This window comes from Acinetobacter sp. KB005 (assembly GCF_049949095.1).
Classification (GTDB): domain Bacteria; phylum Pseudomonadota; class Gammaproteobacteria; order Pseudomonadales; family Moraxellaceae; genus Acinetobacter; species Acinetobacter calcoaceticus.
The window spans coordinates 1,960,235-1,976,195 of sequence record NZ_CP188191.1; the positions used below are offsets into that span (position 1 = coordinate 1,960,235).

Below are 15,961 nucleotides of genomic sequence, written 5' to 3' on the forward strand. Positions count from 1 at the left end.
CATTACTCTTTTGAGCAAATTTAAGTCTGATGCTTTATGATCAAGCCAAGAAATTGATAGGAGTCTGGTGGAGTGTTAAAACGTATTGCTGTAACAATGCTTTGTGTCGCAAGTTTATCAGGTTGCGCAAGTTTTATTTCTGGTGGAACAGGCACAGCTCCAGTGGGCACAGATAGCGGTGTCCGCAGTCTGGGCCAAGTATTCATTGACTCTTCAATTAAACGTACAGCTAATATCAACATTTATAAACTTGATCAACGTTTCAAGCAGTCACGTATTAATATTGAAAGCTTCCATAGTACAGTTTTATTAACTGGCCAAGTGCCTGACCCGTACTTGAAACAATTGGCAGAAGACAATCTTAAAGCCATGAGTGATGTGAAAGCTGTACATAACTATATTACGGTGGGTAACAAGGTCAGCTACAACACCATCATGCAAGATGCAGGTGTAACAGCAAATACGCGTGCTCTTTTAATGAAAGCACCTGTGGTTTCTGATAGTAAGGTTCTGGTACATACCGAAGATGGCGTACTTTATGTAATGGGACGTTTAAATACAGCTGAAATTAATGATTTAAATAACGTCTTACAAAATGTTGGTAACGTTACCAAAATTGTCACTTTAATTGATAATGTTGATTTGGCACCTGCACCAGCTGCAAGTACGGGTAGTGCAACAACTACACCGATTATTAATAACGTCATTGCTCAACCAACAGTTCAAACACCTGTTGCAATTGATCCTGACCAAACAGATCCTGCTTCGACTGCACAGTAATATATGAATCTGATTGAACAACTACAAAGCAAAATTGAACAGGCGCGAACTCTTTATAAAGAGTTCCGCCTGTATGATTTGGGGAGTTTTGCTTTAAACCGTTTTACGCCAAAAGATGGTTTTGAACAGATTCCAAATGTTCGTTATGGCCTAAAGCCTCGCCACCGTTTGGATGTTTACCGGTCTGTTAAAAAGCTAACTCATCAGCCTCTCATTGTTTTTGTGCATGGTGGGGCTTGGCAGCATGGTAATAAACGAGATTATCTTTTTATTGGTGAGACATTTGCCAAAGAAGGTTATGACGTTGCTGTTATTAACTACCAGTTAGCGCCTAAAAATATTTTCCCAAGCTTTGTTGATGACTTAACTCAAGCATTGAATTATTTACATCAAAATCAGGGAAAACTGGAAATTTCTACAGAAAATATTGTACTTATGGGGCATTCGGCAGGGGCATTTAATGTGATGTCTGCTGTTTATCACCCTGATTCAACTAAAATTGAATGTTTAGGGAAAATTAAGGCAATAATCGGTTTAGCTGGCCCATATCATTTTGACTATAAAGGTGATCCACTGGCCGAAGATGCTTTTGATCAAAGCACCTCTTATAAAGAAGTCATGCCATATTATTTCGTTAATCAAAATAATATTAAACATTACCTTTTGATGGCTGAAAATGATCAGATTGTAAAAAAACACAATACTTTAGATATGGATCAAGCGCTTAGAGAGAAGGGTAATCACAGCCATATCGCCGTGATTCCTAAAACTGGACATATTACAATTTTGGCCAGCCTTTCTAGTTTTATTAGTCATTATTTCAGGACTAAAAGAACGATCTTACATTTTCTTGAAGAAGTGTTTTAAACGAGAATATCGTTTAAAACACAACAGATTACCCAGCTTGGGTAATCTGCATAATCATTGAATGAGCAATACTACCTTTAAATGGAATTTCAGGTAATTGATCAATTTTGAAGAATTGTGCATCTGCAATTTCTTCTTCTTGCAGCTTAATTTCACCAGACTCATATTCTGCTCTAAACGCAACCATAAGGTTACTCGGGAAAGGCCAAGGCTGACTTGACATATATTGAACATTTTTGAGTCTTAGGCCTACTTCCTCAAAAGCTTCACGTTGTACCGCTTCTTCAAGAGTTTCACCAACTTCAACAAAACCTGCAATCAAACCATACATATTGGTTTTATTGTGGACTGACTTCGCCAGTAAGATTTCATTATCACCTCGAGTAATGACGGTAATAATGCACGGGTTTACGCGAGGATATTGATGATAGCGACAAGATGGGCACACCATTGCATATTCAGTTGGATGAACTTCTGTCGGGTGTCCGCAGTGACTACAAAACTTATGATTGCGTCGCCATTCAAGTAACTGTACAGCACGGCTCGCTTGCAAAAACTGTTCTTTCGACCAACTTGTAATGAGTTGGCGAATTGGAACCAATTGTAAGCCTTCTGGTATAGCTTCCTCAGCAAGCAAGTCACGTGCAATGACCTGCTCATCATGAGTGAAAAGTAAATCACTTGCTAACTTTTCGACTTTGGGTAGTTGAAGGTTTTGATCAACCAGTAATTGTTGATGATGGAAAATATAAGCAAGTGATAATTCAGACATTAAGCTGCCTTTTTTTGAAGTTGTTGACTACTCGACAATGCTACATTAAACATGGATTGTAGAACAGGCTGTTTATTTTTTAAATTGTCAACCAACATGTCAAGGCCTGCTAATACGTTAAAAATACAGTGAATTTGGTCTGTATTAAACGGCTGGTTTTGTTCAAGTTGTTGTTGAACAAATTGAGCAGTTTGGAGTAAAGCCTCTTGTTGAATTGTGCTTCCTAGAAATTCGGCCGCACCTGCTAGCTCTTTTAATGAACCTGCAATTGCTTCAATATTTTGTGTCTGATCATTTGCATACAAGGTAAGGCTCTGACAAATAAAATCAATTAAATTTTTTGTCTCGGTGAGTAAGGCTTGATGTGCCTCATCAAGGCGATCTAAAGAAATATTTGTATTGTTCACATTAAGCTGTAAACGACTAGACGTATATTGGCGTACCAAAATACCAATTGAGTTCATGGCAGACAAAATGCTGTCCATAAGCTGCTGAGCATAGTTTTCATTACTTAATATATTGAGCTGACTTAAACTATTTGCCTGTTGAGATAGTTCAGATGCAGCTTCATCAAGATTAAGCAGTTTAAATGTATAGGCTAATTGCAAAAGGCTCGTTTGTAATTGTTGTGCTTTTTCAGTCGACATATTTTGATAGTTATATTCAATATCGTTACGCACTTTGTTCATTTCGCTCAATATTAATTGGCTGACTGTGTGCATGGTGTCGAAGTCAGGCCCATAAAGATGACGGCTTAAAACGAGCAATTGAGTGTCTGTAGGTATTTCTTCACCGATATGGAGTTGGTTGCGAATATGGTGAGCAACCTCATCTTCTTGAGCGATAACTATACTTAAAATATCTGCAAGTGCAGCCAAATCAGGCTTAAAAGTTTCAGGACTTGTTAAAAACTGACCAATATAACTTTCAATATTAATGAGTACACGTAGGCGTGAATCATTTAAAAGCAGGTTATCAATATGGCCGAAAGCATAATTTACGAGTTGCCAATATTGTTGGCTTGGCTGATGGTTTGCCATGCTGACCAAATAGGTACCAATAAGTTTAAAAGCTTGAAAATTATGATTAGCTTCTGTCTTGTTTAAAAATTGATGTAGAGATAGCTTATAGAGTTGATGAATAAACTGAGTTGTTTCATTAATCAATACTTCTGGTAATGGGAGTTCAAGTGCAGTATTTGCAAGTAAAGGAGCAATCGCTTGTCCAGAAGATGTCAGTGGTTTATTTAAAGCTAATTCTAAATTGTTTAATGTATTAAGAAGAAACTGAGGTACTTGTAATTCACGCAAACAGATAAACTCAATATACCGTTTTACCATGGTCGTGCCTTCACTCAGTGCAACCACATCATTGGTGTTAATTTGTGTTGGCTTCGCAATAATTTTTTGCATCAGCTCAGTTGAATATTGAGTGATTTTTGCAAGATAGGGGATATCAATTAAACGGAGGACTTGAGTGCATTGCTTAAATTGTTCTAATGCATCATCAATACCGAAAGGGAGTGTTTGTTCTTCAATTAAAGTACTTACTGCGCCTTCAACCAGTTTTATTGAACGATCAATTTCATGTTTAATGATGAGTAAAGCTGTTGGATCGAAATGAATCGAAGTATGCTCAGACATAAACGTTCCCCTTTGCAAAAAAATCAATTGTTATATTCGTAGTGCTCAGTAATTTGAGCTAAAAATCTATGTGACTAATATAACTTAACTTACAAAGGGGAAAAGCTAAAAACGCTAAAGAATCAAAAATTTATTTTGCAAAAAGGCAAGGTTCTCCATGCTTTTTCTCAAATTCTTTGACCCAAGTCTCATGTCTATTTAGCTCTTCTTCGGAAGGAAGAATAACTGGTAGTTCAATTTGAACTCTGGTTTTATTTGCTGTGTTCAGGCTATTTTCACTTTGAGATAAGGCATCTATATCAAAAGAAACTTGCCCACCTGTCATTGCTAGGTAAACATCTGAAAGAATTTCAGCATCGAGTAATGCACCGTGGAAAGTACGGTCACGTGCTGGAATTTCATAACGTCTTACAAGGGCGTCAAGCGAGTTTTTTTGTCCGGGATGTTTGCTTTTCGCTAAAGCTAAAGTATCTGTTACCTCACATACTTCGGAAAGCGCAGGAAGGCCTGCGCGTCTAAACTCCATATCAAGGAAGTTCATATCGAAGGTTGCGTTATGGGCAATAATCTCTGCGCCTTTTAGATAATCAAAGAGCGTGTCAGCAATCTCTGCATAGAGCGGTTTATCTTTTAAGAAATTATCACTGATACCATGGATATTTTCTGAATCGCCCACTGGTTTTTGTGGGTTAATATAAATATGAATTGAGCTACCGGTGAGTTTCCGGTTAATCATTTCAATAGCGCCCACTTCAATAATGCGATCACCATCTTGGAAATAGAAACCAGTAGTTTCTGTATCAAGAATCAGTTGTCGAGGCCCTTGTAATTGTAATTTGGCTTCGGTTACAACAACTTGAGGGTGAATGTTATTAATTGGTTGCTTACTTTCTGGCTCAGCAGCTTCAACTTCAATAACTTCTTCTTCCACAATAATCATCTCAACTTCTTCGGGCTGTTCAAGATCAATATTATCTTCTTCGGTTACTTCTGCCATATCAAACCCAAAAGGGTCATCAAGCAACCAATCCTTTTCAGGCTTTTTTATATCTTGCAGGGCAGTCGCTTGAACTGTTTTTTTTTGCAGGGCAGTTTGATCAGCTCCGATATTTGCAAGCTCATCGGCCATTTCGTTGCCTGCATGTCCAGCATGGCCTTTAATCCAATGCCATTCAATATTTCGACCAGCACAGACGGCATCTAATTTTTGCCAAAGGTCAGGATTTTTTACATCCTTCCAGTTTTTCTTTTTCCAGCCATGAATCCATTCAGTAATCCCTTGCTTCACATAATTTGAATCTGTCCAGATAATTAAATGAGCATCGGTTGGGCAAAATGAAACGCCTTCAATCGCAGCAGTGAGCTCCATGCGATTATTGGTTGTATCCGGTTCACCGCCAAATAATTTATGTTCACCCTGCTCGGTAATGACATATGCGCCCCAACCACCTAAACCCGGATTGCCACGACATGCACCATCAACATACAGTGTGATTGTTTGAGACATAAATCGAAACCTAAACTAAAAGAAAAAGAACTGAATATGGTGTATTGTATACGCAAAAAGTTCGGTTCCATCGTAACAAAGCAAGGTTTTTTTAATTTCTTGTAACATTTCCATGCAAATGACATCAAATTATTGCCTTGTCTATCTTGCACGCTTTAATACAATGGCATCGAAGACCTAGGGTTTGTGGCCAAACCCCAAAAAATATTACGCGAGTTGTTTGGAAGTTTTTATGTATAAACCAACCACATTTGTGTGGCAGCCATCTGCGGCATCATTGTTCAAAATTACCGTACTTAGCTCTGCTTTAGCTGCGTTGGGTATTACAACAGGCTGTTCATCGACTCCGCAATCTGCAAAAACCTCTAAATCGAAACAGGTCAGTGGTGCAGGTTATCTAGATGCGAGTAGTCTTGACTCTTTGGAAGACTTACTTTCAGCAACCGATATGCGCGCTGTAGAAGGTGATCGTCTGCTTATTTTGAAGCATGGTGATGTCTGGAAGCGTATGTCCGTTGGTTTCAAAATGGACTTGAATCACTGGGATTCACGTATTGAAGCTCAGCGTAGTTGGTTTATTTCTCGTCAGCCTTACCTTGATCGTTTAAGTGCTCGTGCCAGCCGTTATTTGTATCATACTGTGAAAGAAGCGGAACGCCGTGGATTACCGACAGAACTCGCATTATTACCGGTAATTGAAAGCTCTTATGACCCAGCTGCAACAAGTAGTGCAGCAGCAGCAGGGCTATGGCAGTTCATTCCAAGCACTGGTCGTATTTATGGTTTAAAGCAAACAGGTATGTATGATGGGCGCCGAGATGTGGTTGAGTCGACTCGCGCAGCTTATGAGTTTTTAGGAAGTCTCTATAACCAATTTGGTTCTTGGGAACTTGCATTAGCAGCCTATAATGCTGGCCCTGGACGTATTCAGCAGGCGATTAACCGCAACCAAGCTGCTGGTTTACCAACTGATTATTGGTCTTTAAAACTCCCTCAAGAAACAATGAACTATGTTCCACGTTTCTTAGCTGTTGCTCAAATTATTAAAAATCCAAAGGCTTATGGTGTAGAACTACCACCTATTGCAAATAGACCCCATTTCCGTGAAGTGACTTTATCAGCACCTTTAACGTTAAATGAAATTGCTTCTACAGCAGGATTAAGCCGTGCAGAACTTTATGCATTGAACCCGGGATATCGTGGTGAAGCAGTAGACCCTGCAAGTCCAATGCGTATTTTGATTCCAGCAGATTTAAGTCCTTCAATTGATAATAAATTAAGAGGAACAAAATCGGGTGGTGGCTCAGGTTGGTGGGCAAATGTAACTTCACCGTCTACACCGACAACTGTTAGTCCTACTACTACGGTGACAACAAGAACAACTCCTACAACGCAAGTTCAGCCGGTTAAACCTTCTTCACCGGTGAAGAATACTTCAACGATTTCAAAATCTACACCACGTGGTTCTGATGCGTTAGCTGCCTTTGCTGCATCGGCAGATGTACCAAGTGCGCCGCGTATTCCTGTAGCTGTGACCAATGCAGCTAATATTAAGCAGCCTGTTAAAATGGAGCCACCAATTTCGGCTTCTGAACGTGAAAAGATTTTAGCGGCAGTTCGTGCTGAAGGTGCAAAAGAGACTGTAGATCAAGCTTTACAACCGCAAGCAACTCAAGCTGAAAAAGATCAAGTCGTTGCTGAATTAAAAGCAATTGCGCCGCAAGGAACTGAAATTGTCGATCCTTATGATGGCAAAATTAGGTTAACCGCAATTCAGACGAGCCAGTCAGTTGCAGAGCAACAAGGTAAAGAGGTAAGTAGAGGTTTTGCTTATCCAAAAACTTTAGCTGAAGACGCGACTGTAGCTAACTCTGAAGATGGACAACGTAATAAAGATAAGCCTTATATCAAAACTGATACTGATGTTGTAGTTGTACAGCCTAAAGGTAAGCGTAGTACTTATACAATTCAGCCAGGTGATACTTTAGCAGTTATTGCCATGAAGAATGGTGTGAACTGGCGTGATGTTGCTAAGTGGAACCAGATTGATCCAGAAAAGACTTTGTTTGTAGGAACTAGTCTTTATCTTTATGATGCGAAACCACAAGAAACTCAAAGTACTTCGAAAAGTACGGCTAAACCAGATGTGTATGTAGTTCAGGCTAACGATAGCTTAAGCGGTGTTGCTAACCAGTTTAATTTGTCAGTAAAGCAATTAGCCGAATATAACGATTTATCAGTAACTGATGGTTTATTTGTTGGACAAAAACTACAGTTAAAAGAGCCGAAGAATAGTCGCTCAACTGCTAAAGCAGAACCAAAAGTAGTTCAGGCAAATACACGACGTATTGCAACTAAGAGCTATACCGTTAAACGCGGTGAATACCTTAAGTTGATTGCAGATCGTTATGCGCTCTCTAATCAGGAACTTGCTGAATTAACGCCAGGTTTAACTGCGGGCAGTAACTTGATGGTTGGCCAAAAAATTAATGTGCCTACACAAGATATTTCGGTAGATGAAGTCGCTGAAACTAAAACTTCTAGTAAATCTGAGAAAGCGACGCTAAGTGTTTCTTATAAAACTGAAGGCTATAAAGTACAGCGCGGTGATACTTTATCGAGTATTGCAACTAAATCAAAAATTAGCCTAGCTGAGTTAGCTGAATTAAATAACTTAAAAGCGAGTAGTCATGTACAGCTTGGTCAAACTTTAAAAGTACCTGCTGGTCTAAGTGTGCCTGAACAATATGTTGTACAGTCGGGTGATAGCTTAAATGCTATTGCTGGTAAATATAACTTGCAAACAAGCTATTTAGCTGACTTAAATGGTTTGTCGCGTACATCAGGACTTCGTGCTGGTCAACGTTTAAAACTCACAGGTAATGTTGAAGAGGCACCAAGTAAGCCTTCTAAAAATACTAAAGAAGAAACACCTGAGAACTACACAGTTAAATCTGGTGATAGCTTAGGTAATATTGCTAACCGTTACCACTTACAGTTGGATTATCTTGCTGCATTGAATGGTCTTTCACGTAACAGTAGTGTTCGTGTAGGGCAACGTTTAAAGCTAACAGGTGATGTGTCTACAGTAGAAACAGCTAAAGTTGATACCAAGTCTTCAACTAAAACAGTTGCGGCTGGTAAAAACACTGAAAGATATACTGTTAAATCTGGTGAGTCTTTAAATAGTATTGCGAGCCGTGCAGGTATTTCAGTGCGTGAACTGGCTGAAATGAATGCATTAAAAGCGAGTGCTAATTTACAGCGTGGTCAAAATATTGTGATTCCAAAAACTGTTGTGGAATACAAAGTGAAGCGTGGCGATACATTAATTGGCCTTGCCAGCAAGTATGGTTTAGAAACCAATTTCTTGGCTGAGCTGAATGATTTGACACCTTCTACTCAGCTTCGCATTGGCGATGTCATTAAAGTGCCTAATTTATAAAATAATTAGCAACTTATGCATAAATCATATTTTCAACTGAGCCTGCTAGTCGGGCTCAGTGTCGTTTCTCATGCTGTTTTTTCTGCACAGCAAACCACTTCATATATAGCGATTCATTCCAAGCCTAAATATTTGGGAATGATGGCTATGCCATATGCAAATCCTAATGCACCTAAAGGTGGCTTGTTAAGTCAGGCTGCTCAAGGAACTTTTGATAACCTCAATAGTATGAATGGTAAGGGGAATGCTACAGAAGGCGTTAATTATCTTTTTGATACTTTAATGACCCAATCGCTAGATGAGGTCGGGGTTTTATATCCTCTTTTGGCAGAGAAAGTTACTTATGATCCAGAAAAAACGCAGTCTGTTACTTTCTATTTAAATCCTAAGGCACGTTTTAGTAATGGACAGCCAGTCACTGCGGCAGATGTTAAATTTAGCTTTGATGCATATCAGACTAAGTCCAATTTAGGTTTGCAGATGTACCTTGCTGATTTGGCAAAAACAGAAGTAATAAATGCCCATCAAGTAAAGTTTAGTTTTAAGTCTACACATAATCCTAAAATGCCTTTCATTTTGGCAACCTTGCCGATTTATTCAAAAACAGATTGGCAAAAAAAAGATTTTTCCCGAATTACTCTACAACCAATTGTTGGCTCGGGACCTTATGTGGTTGAACGAGTTGATGCAGGTAGAAGCATTAGTTATAAAAGAAATCCGAATTACTGGGCAAAAGACTTGCCTATTAATAAGGGGCGCTATAATTTTGATCGTTTAAAATATGTTTATTATCGAAATTGGGATATTGCTTTTGAAGGGTTTAAATCTGGGCAATACACTTTGCATGAAGAAACTAACCCAAAAAAATGGGTAACCGATTATCGCTTTCCAGCCGTAAAAGCAGGGTTAGTTACTCAATATAAGTTCCGTCACCATAACCCCATCGCCACTGAAAGTTATGTCTTTAACACACGACGAAAACCCTTAAATGATATTTGTTTTAGACAAGCCTTAACCTATGCCTATGACTTTGAATGGCAGAATAAAGCTTTGTTTTATGGTCAATATCAACGCCTTCAAAGTTATTTTGAAAATAGCGAATTGGCTGCAACGGGTCAGCCTTCGAAAACTGAATTAGCAATATTGAAACCATTGCTGCCTAAGTTACCTCCACTCATGCAAAAGGGTGTCTTAGTAGATTGGAAATACCCAGTGTCGGATGCGAGTGGATTTAACCGTCAAAATTTATTAACTGCGCGGCAGCTGCTTATACAGGCTGGTTATAAGGTTAAAGAGGGGCAGCTATTTACGCCTGAAGGGAAAAAAGTTCAGCTTGAGTTTTTAATTCAACAAGATGGCAAACAACGAACATTAATGCCTTTTGTCCGTAATCTTAAAAAACTCGGTGTTCAGGTCAATTTACGTCAAGTCGACGCTCCGCAATATTTAGAGCGCACCCGCCGTTATGACTTTGATATGACCACCATGAATTTGCCCCAATCTCTCAATCCGGGCAATGAGCAGACTCAGTTTTGGGGGAGCATCGCGGCAGCTCAGGATGGAAATTATAATTATGCGGGAATTCGCACCCCCGTAATTGATCAAGTGATTTCAAAACTTGTTGCGAGTAAGAGCCGTGACCAACAGATTATTTATACTCGTATTCTCGATCGATTACTGAGGGCTGGTTATTATCAAATTCCGACCTATGGTAAAGGTGAAAACTGGTATGCTTATTGGAATATGTATCAACAACCTAAAATTAAACCAGCACTTTCGTCTGGAATAGATTATTGGTGGAGTGATGCAAATAAAGCTAAAAAAGTTGCCAAATATTTACATCAACAATAAAAAGCACCTGCCATAAAGGAAATCCTGTTATATGGGTTCATATATTCTCAAGCGACTTCTTTTAATGATTCCCACATTGTTTGTCATTTTATTGATTAACTTTGTGGTTGTGCAAATTGCACCAGGTGGGCCAGTTGAGCAAGCAATACATCAAGCTGAAGGTGATTTGGGAATTGGACATGCATTAAGTGCAGACACTTATTATCAAGGTGCTCAAGGTTTAAGCCCTGAAATGGTTGAACAAATTAAGGCGCAGTATGGCTTTGATCATTCTGCTCCTGAACGCTTTTTTCTAATGTTAAAAGGCTATTTAACTTTAGATTTTGGACAGAGTTTTTTTAAAGATAAACCAGTCGTGCAATTGCTGTGGGACAAAATGCCTGTTTCTATTTCGCTTGGGCTGGTAAGTACTTTTCTGATTTATTTAATTTCTATTCCGCTTGGTATTAAGAAGGCTAGACAGCAAGGTTCATGGTTTGATCGCTCCACCTCATTAGTACTTGTGGTGGGGTATGCTGTACCAAGTTTTGTATTCGCTATTTTGCTTGTGGTTTTTTTTGCAGGTGGCTCTTATTTTCAATGGTTTCCATTACAAAATCTTGTGTCAGATAATTTTCATCAACTCAGTCTTTGGGGCAAAGTTACCGACTATTTATGGCATATGACTTTGCCACTTATTACGATGGTATTAGGTGGTTTTGCCAGTTTAACGTATTTAACTAAATACTCATTTTTAGAAGAACTCAATAAACCCTATGTTTTAGCTGCTTATGCAAAAGGATTGAATAGCCAGCAAGTCTTATATAAGCATGTATTTCGTAATGCTATTTTAGTCGTGCTCGCAGGGTTGCCAGAAGTGTTAGCGGGTATTTTCTTTGTGGGTAACCTATTTGTAGAAATTATTTTTCATTTAGATGGTGTGGGTTTATTAGGCTTTGAAGCCATTGTCCAGCGGGACTATCCTGTTATTTTTGGCGTCTTATTTTTCTTTACTTTATTTAGTCTAATCTTACGTCTCATTTGTGATGTGTTGTACCAATGGATTGATCCTCGGATTCACTTTGACGCACAAGGAGGCAAATAATGTCTTTGATTGTGCGGACACGATTACAACGTTTTAGACAACATAAATTAGGTTGGGCTAGCTTTATTTTATTTAGTCTAATTTTGATTTTGTCATTAGCTGCGGAGTTGATTGCTAACGATAAGCCATTACTGGTGAAGTATGAGGATTCTTACTATTTGCCTGTGTTTAAGACATATCCAGAAACGACGTTTGGTGGCGTGTTTGAAACAGAAGCAGATTATAAAGATCCGGCTGTGCAAGAACTTATTAATGCTCAAGGATGGGCAGTCTGGCCACTTATTAAATTTTCATATCAAACTCCCAATTTAGATTTAGCAGTTCCTGTACCATCACCACCCTCCAAGCAGAATTGGTTAGGAACTGATGATCAGGGAAGGGATGTTTTTGCCCGTATTCTTTATGGTTTAAGAGTATCTTTACTTTTTGGTTTGGCCTTAACCTTTTGTTCTGCTTTGTTTGGAATTACGGTAGGTGCCATTCAAGGTTACTATGGCGGTTGGGTAGATTTATTAGGACAACGTTTGGTTGAGGTCTGGAATGGCTTACCCATGCTTTTTATGGTCATGATTTTGGTCAGCATGTTTGTACCCAATGTATATTGGCTATTTTTCATTATGTTATTTTTTGGCTGGACAGTTTTAGTGGGGATTGTCAGGGCAGAATTTTTAAAAGCTCGCCAGCTTGATTATGTTCGTGCCGCTCAAGTGTTAGGAGTGGCTGATCGCGTTATTATTTTTAAACATATTTTGCCGAATGCAATCAGTTCGAGCTTGTCCCAATTACCATTCATTTTAACAACTAATATTAGTGCCTTAACTGCTCTTGATTTTTTAGGGTATGGACTGCCGCCTGATGCAGCATCGTTAGGGGAGTTATTGCTCCAAGGTAAAAATAATTTAGATGCACCATGGCTAGCGATTTCAGGTTTTTTTAGTCTGGCTATTGTTCTTTCACTTTTAATTTATATTGGGGAGGCTGCTCGTGATGCTTTTGACCCAAGAAAATAATACAAATGTTACTCCTGCATTGTTGAAGGTTGAACATCTTTCGATTCAAACGCTAGATCAAAAGATTTTGTTAGAAGACCTTAATGTGCAGCTTAATGAAGGGGAAACACTGGCTATTGTGGGCGAGAGTGGTTCAGGTAAATCGATTAGCTGTTTAGCAATCATGGGGTTACTACAAGAGAAATTAGAAATAACAGGTCACGTTTGGATTGGTTCCCAAAATATTCTTGAGCTAGATGACAGAGCTCAATCCAATGTGCGTGGTCGACAAATTGCAATGATTTTTCAAGAGCCTGCTACTGCGTTAAATCCGCTACATCGGGTTGAAAAGATTGTGGGTGAAAACCTTATTTTATTAGGTTTGAGTAAAAAGGATATTCGACAACAAGTCATTGAGTTACTCACAGATGTCGGAATTAGTGAGCCAGAACAGATTTTAAAACGGTATCCACATGAGCTTTCTGGCGGTCAACGACAACGTGTCATGATTGCCATGACATTGGCACTGCAACCCAAAATTTTGATTGCTGATGAGCCGACTACAGCACTTGATGTAATTTTACAGATCCAGATTTTAGAACTATTAAAATCTTTACAATCAAAATATGGAATGGCACTTATTTTAATTAGCCATGACCTAAATTTGATACGTCAATATGCCGATGAACTGGTTGTATTGCAAAGTGGGCGTGTTGTAGAGCAAGGTGAGCTTAGCCAGATTTTTGAAAATCCTAAAACCGCTTATACACAGCAATTATTAGAACATGATTTTGGAAATGCAGAACCTCTTGAGATTGAAAAGAATATATTGTCAGTTCAACAGCTTAGCGTGCAATTTCCAATTAGAAAAGGTATTTTCAATCGCGTTCAGGGCTATGTGACTGCAATAGAAGGTTTGAGCTTTGATCTTGCTCAAGGTGAATCACTTGGGATCGTTGGGGAGAGTGGTGCTGGAAAGTCATCTTTGGCTCTGGCTTTAATACGGCTCATTAAAAGTGAAGGGCGGATTAATTTTTTAGGACAAGATTTGAATCAGTTGGCTCCCAAAGCTTTACGTTTGGCGAGATCTGATTTTCAACTTGTATTCCAAGATCCGTTTGGTAGTTTGAACCCTCGAATGACGGTTGGGCAGATTATCGCTGAAGGTTTAAAAGTAAAAGAAGTATTGAACACTCAAATTCAAGATCAAATTAAATCTGTGCTTAATAAGGTTGAACTGCCTGAAGATTTTCAGCACCGTTATCCACACGAACTTTCAGGTGGACAACGTCAACGGGTTGCTTTGGCAAGAGCTTTAGTGGTTCAGCCTAAACTTTTAATTTTGGATGAACCGACTTCTGCATTAGACCGAACTACACAAAAAGCCATCATTAAGCTTTTACGACAATTACAGAAAACTGAACATTTGAGCTATATCTTTATTAGCCATGATCTAAATATAGTCAAATCGTTGTGCCATAAAGTCATGGTATTGCGCCATGCACAAGTTGTTGAATATCAGAAAACCGAACTGTTGTTTTCTAAGCCTAAAACTGAATATACAAGACAATTAATTAAAGCAAACTTTTAAAATAAAATATTAAATAATTGTTTTTAAATGGAATAGTTTATTTTTTAATTTTATGCAAAAAGTTGCATATTTTTATATTCTTTAAAATTGACATATGCTATTGTCAGTTATCGATTATGACTTGACATGCCCTATAACTCGTCTAAATTAGAGTAATTGCTCTAAAAACTAAAAAAGAGGTTAACCATGAACCAGATTGCTCAACCCATCACAATTCGCAATACCACATTCAAAAACCGAATTATTAAAGGTGCAATGAGTGAGGCGCTTGCAAATCATGAAGGTCAACCAAATGACTTACATTTAGGTTTATATGGGGCATGGGCAAAAGGTGGGCTTGGCTGTGCAATCACAGGAAACGTCATGGTCAATGTGGGCGCAAAAAATGAACCCGGTGTTGTTGTTATTGAAACCGAACGGGATTTAGAGCGCTTAAAAGAGTGGGCGGCATTAGGTAAGAAATATGGAATGGTGCAGTTGATTCAATTGTCCCACCCAGGACGTCAGTGTCCAAAAGGATTAAATAAAGAGACTGTCGCACCGTCAGCAGTACCATTTAGCCCAGCTTTAGCGACTATGTTTGGAACGCCACGTGAACTGACTCATGATGAAATTCTAGATATCATTAATCGATTTGCAACCGCTGCACGTATTTGTGAAAAAGCAGGTTTTGAAGGGGTGCAATTACACGGTGCGCATGGATATTTGATTAGTCAGTTCTTATCGCCTTTAACGAATAAGCGCACAGACCAGTGGGGTGGTTCAGTTGAAAACCGTACACGCTTTTTATTAGAAGTTTATAAAGCTGTACGTGAAGCAACTTCCGAGAATTTTATCATTTCAGTCAAACTGAACTCTGCTGATTTCCAACGTGGTGGAATTACTGAAGAAGATGTGATTTCAGTATTTAAAGCGATAGATGAAGCTGGCATTGATTTGATTGAGATTTCAGGCGGCACCTATGAAGCACCTGCCATGGCTGGGGCTAAAGCTGACAAGCGCAAGACAAGTACAATTGCGCGTGAAGCTTATTTCTTAGATTTTGCTGAAAAGATCCGCCAACATGTTAAATGTAAACTCATGGTGACAGGTGGATTCCGTACTGTAGAAGGGATGAATGCAGCACTCGCAAGTGGGGCTTGTGATTTTATTGGTATTGCGCGTCCGCTTGCGGTTGAGACTGATTTAACAGACCGTTTAATTGCAGGGCAGGACGTACGCTACGCTGTAAAACCAATTAAAACAGGCCTACCTTTTGTCGATAAAATGGCAATCATGGAAATTATTTGGTATGCCGCTCAATTTAAGACAATTGGTAAAGGCAAAAAGCCAAATCCAAAACTTTCACCACTAGTCGTCTTTTTTAATTATGCCAAAGGCAATATTAAAGCTGTGGTAAAAGGTCGCGTAAATTCACGTAAATCTGCGTAAA

At 38.9% G+C, this 15,961-nt stretch carries 11 protein-coding genes; 8 read left to right on the plus strand and 3 right to left on the minus strand.

Annotated features, from left to right (window positions below; genetic code table 11):
- Positions 1-72: 72 nt before the first annotated feature.
- Both ACPF64_RS09515 and ACPF64_RS09520 read left to right on the plus strand, forming a co-directional pair.
- Positions 73-780 carry a BON domain-containing protein gene (locus ACPF64_RS09515; RefSeq protein ID WP_017391659.1) on the plus strand — a complete coding sequence of 236 codons (708 nt, stop codon included), beginning with the start codon at positions 73-75 and terminating at the stop codon, positions 778-780.
- Positions 781-783: 3 nt separating this feature from the next.
- A complete protein-coding gene (locus tag ACPF64_RS09520) occupies positions 784-1,647 on the plus strand; it encodes an alpha/beta hydrolase (RefSeq protein ID WP_311077456.1) in 864 nt (287 codons plus the stop codon).
- A 28-nt stretch (positions 1,648-1,675) separates the two neighbouring features.
- On the opposite strand, the gene nudC is transcribed toward ACPF64_RS09520, so the two are convergent.
- The 3 genes from nudC to dnaQ all read right to left on the minus strand — a co-directional run bounded on the left by nudC (position 1,676) and on the right by dnaQ (position 5,569).
- Positions 1,676-2,419, minus strand: a complete 744-nt coding sequence (nudC, locus tag ACPF64_RS09525) for an NAD(+) diphosphatase (protein WP_426456091.1) — start codon at positions 2,417-2,419, stop codon at positions 1,676-1,678.
- Positions 2,419-4,062, minus strand: coding sequence for a chemotaxis protein (locus ACPF64_RS09530; RefSeq protein ID WP_426456092.1), 1,644 nt, complete (start codon positions 4,060-4,062; stop codon positions 2,419-2,421). The genes nudC and ACPF64_RS09530 overlap by 1 nt, the downstream gene beginning before the upstream one ends.
- Before the next feature lie 130 nt (positions 4,063-4,192).
- Positions 4,193-5,569, minus strand: coding sequence for a DNA polymerase III subunit epsilon (gene dnaQ, locus ACPF64_RS09535; RefSeq protein ID WP_426456093.1), 1,377 nt, complete (start codon positions 5,567-5,569; stop codon positions 4,193-4,195).
- 232 nt (positions 5,570-5,801) lie between these two features.
- Between dnaQ and ACPF64_RS09540 the strand changes: the two genes are divergently transcribed.
- The 6 genes from ACPF64_RS09540 (at position 5,802) to ACPF64_RS09565 (ending at position 15,960) form a co-directional block, all read left to right on the plus strand.
- Positions 5,802-9,014: a LysM peptidoglycan-binding domain-containing protein gene (locus ACPF64_RS09540; RefSeq protein WP_426456095.1), complete on the plus strand. Its 3,213-nt coding sequence runs from the start codon at positions 5,802-5,804 to the stop codon at positions 9,012-9,014.
- A 15-nt stretch (positions 9,015-9,029) separates the two neighbouring features.
- Positions 9,030-10,865: an extracellular solute-binding protein gene (locus ACPF64_RS09545; RefSeq protein WP_426452854.1), complete on the plus strand. Its 1,836-nt coding sequence runs from the start codon at positions 9,030-9,032 to the stop codon at positions 10,863-10,865.
- 31 nt (positions 10,866-10,896) lie between these two features.
- Positions 10,897-11,949, plus strand: coding sequence for a microcin C ABC transporter permease YejB (locus ACPF64_RS09550; protein ID WP_426452856.1), 1,053 nt, complete (start codon positions 10,897-10,899; stop codon positions 11,947-11,949).
- A complete protein-coding gene (locus tag ACPF64_RS09555; protein ID WP_426452858.1) occupies positions 11,949-12,959 on the plus strand; it encodes an ABC transporter permease in 1,011 nt (336 codons plus the stop codon). The genes ACPF64_RS09550 and ACPF64_RS09555 overlap by 1 nt, the downstream gene beginning before the upstream one ends.
- Entirely contained in the window at positions 12,934-14,529 is a 1,596-nt protein-coding gene (locus ACPF64_RS09560) for an ABC transporter ATP-binding protein (protein ID WP_426452860.1), read from the plus strand. Before ACPF64_RS09555 ends, ACPF64_RS09560 begins: the two co-directional genes overlap by 26 nt.
- A 186-nt stretch (positions 14,530-14,715) precedes the next feature.
- Positions 14,716-15,960, plus strand: coding sequence for an NADH:flavin oxidoreductase/NADH oxidase family protein (locus ACPF64_RS09565; protein WP_017391649.1), 1,245 nt, complete (start codon positions 14,716-14,718; stop codon positions 15,958-15,960).
- Position 15,961 lies beyond the last annotated feature (1 nt).

Excerpts from the sequence above, each read along its gene's own strand:
- ACPF64_RS09550 (WP_426452856.1), top strand. The coding sequence starts at position 10,897 with ATGGGTTCATATATTCTCAAGCGACTTCTTTTAATGATTCCCACATTG.
- ACPF64_RS09565 (WP_017391649.1), top strand. The coding sequence starts at position 14,716 with ATGAACCAGATTGCTCAACCCATCACAATTCGCAATACCACATTCAAA.
- ACPF64_RS09555 (WP_426452858.1), top strand. The coding sequence starts at position 11,949 with ATGTCTTTGATTGTGCGGACACGATTACAACGTTTTAGACAACATAAA.
- ACPF64_RS09545 (WP_426452854.1), top strand. The coding sequence starts at position 9,030 with ATGCATAAATCATATTTTCAACTGAGCCTGCTAGTCGGGCTCAGTGTC.
- ACPF64_RS09530 (WP_426456092.1), bottom strand. The coding sequence starts at position 4,062 with ATGTCTGAGCATACTTCGATTCATTTCGATCCAACAGCTTTACTCATC.
- dnaQ (WP_426456093.1), bottom strand. The coding sequence starts at position 5,569 with ATGTCTCAAACAATCACACTGTATGTTGATGGTGCATGTCGTGGCAAT.
- ACPF64_RS09520 (WP_311077456.1), top strand. The coding sequence starts at position 784 with ATGAATCTGATTGAACAACTACAAAGCAAAATTGAACAGGCGCGAACT.
- ACPF64_RS09540 (WP_426456095.1), top strand. The coding sequence starts at position 5,802 with ATGTATAAACCAACCACATTTGTGTGGCAGCCATCTGCGGCATCATTG.
- nudC (WP_426456091.1), bottom strand. The coding sequence starts at position 2,419 with ATGTCTGAATTATCACTTGCTTATATTTTCCATCATCAACAATTACTG.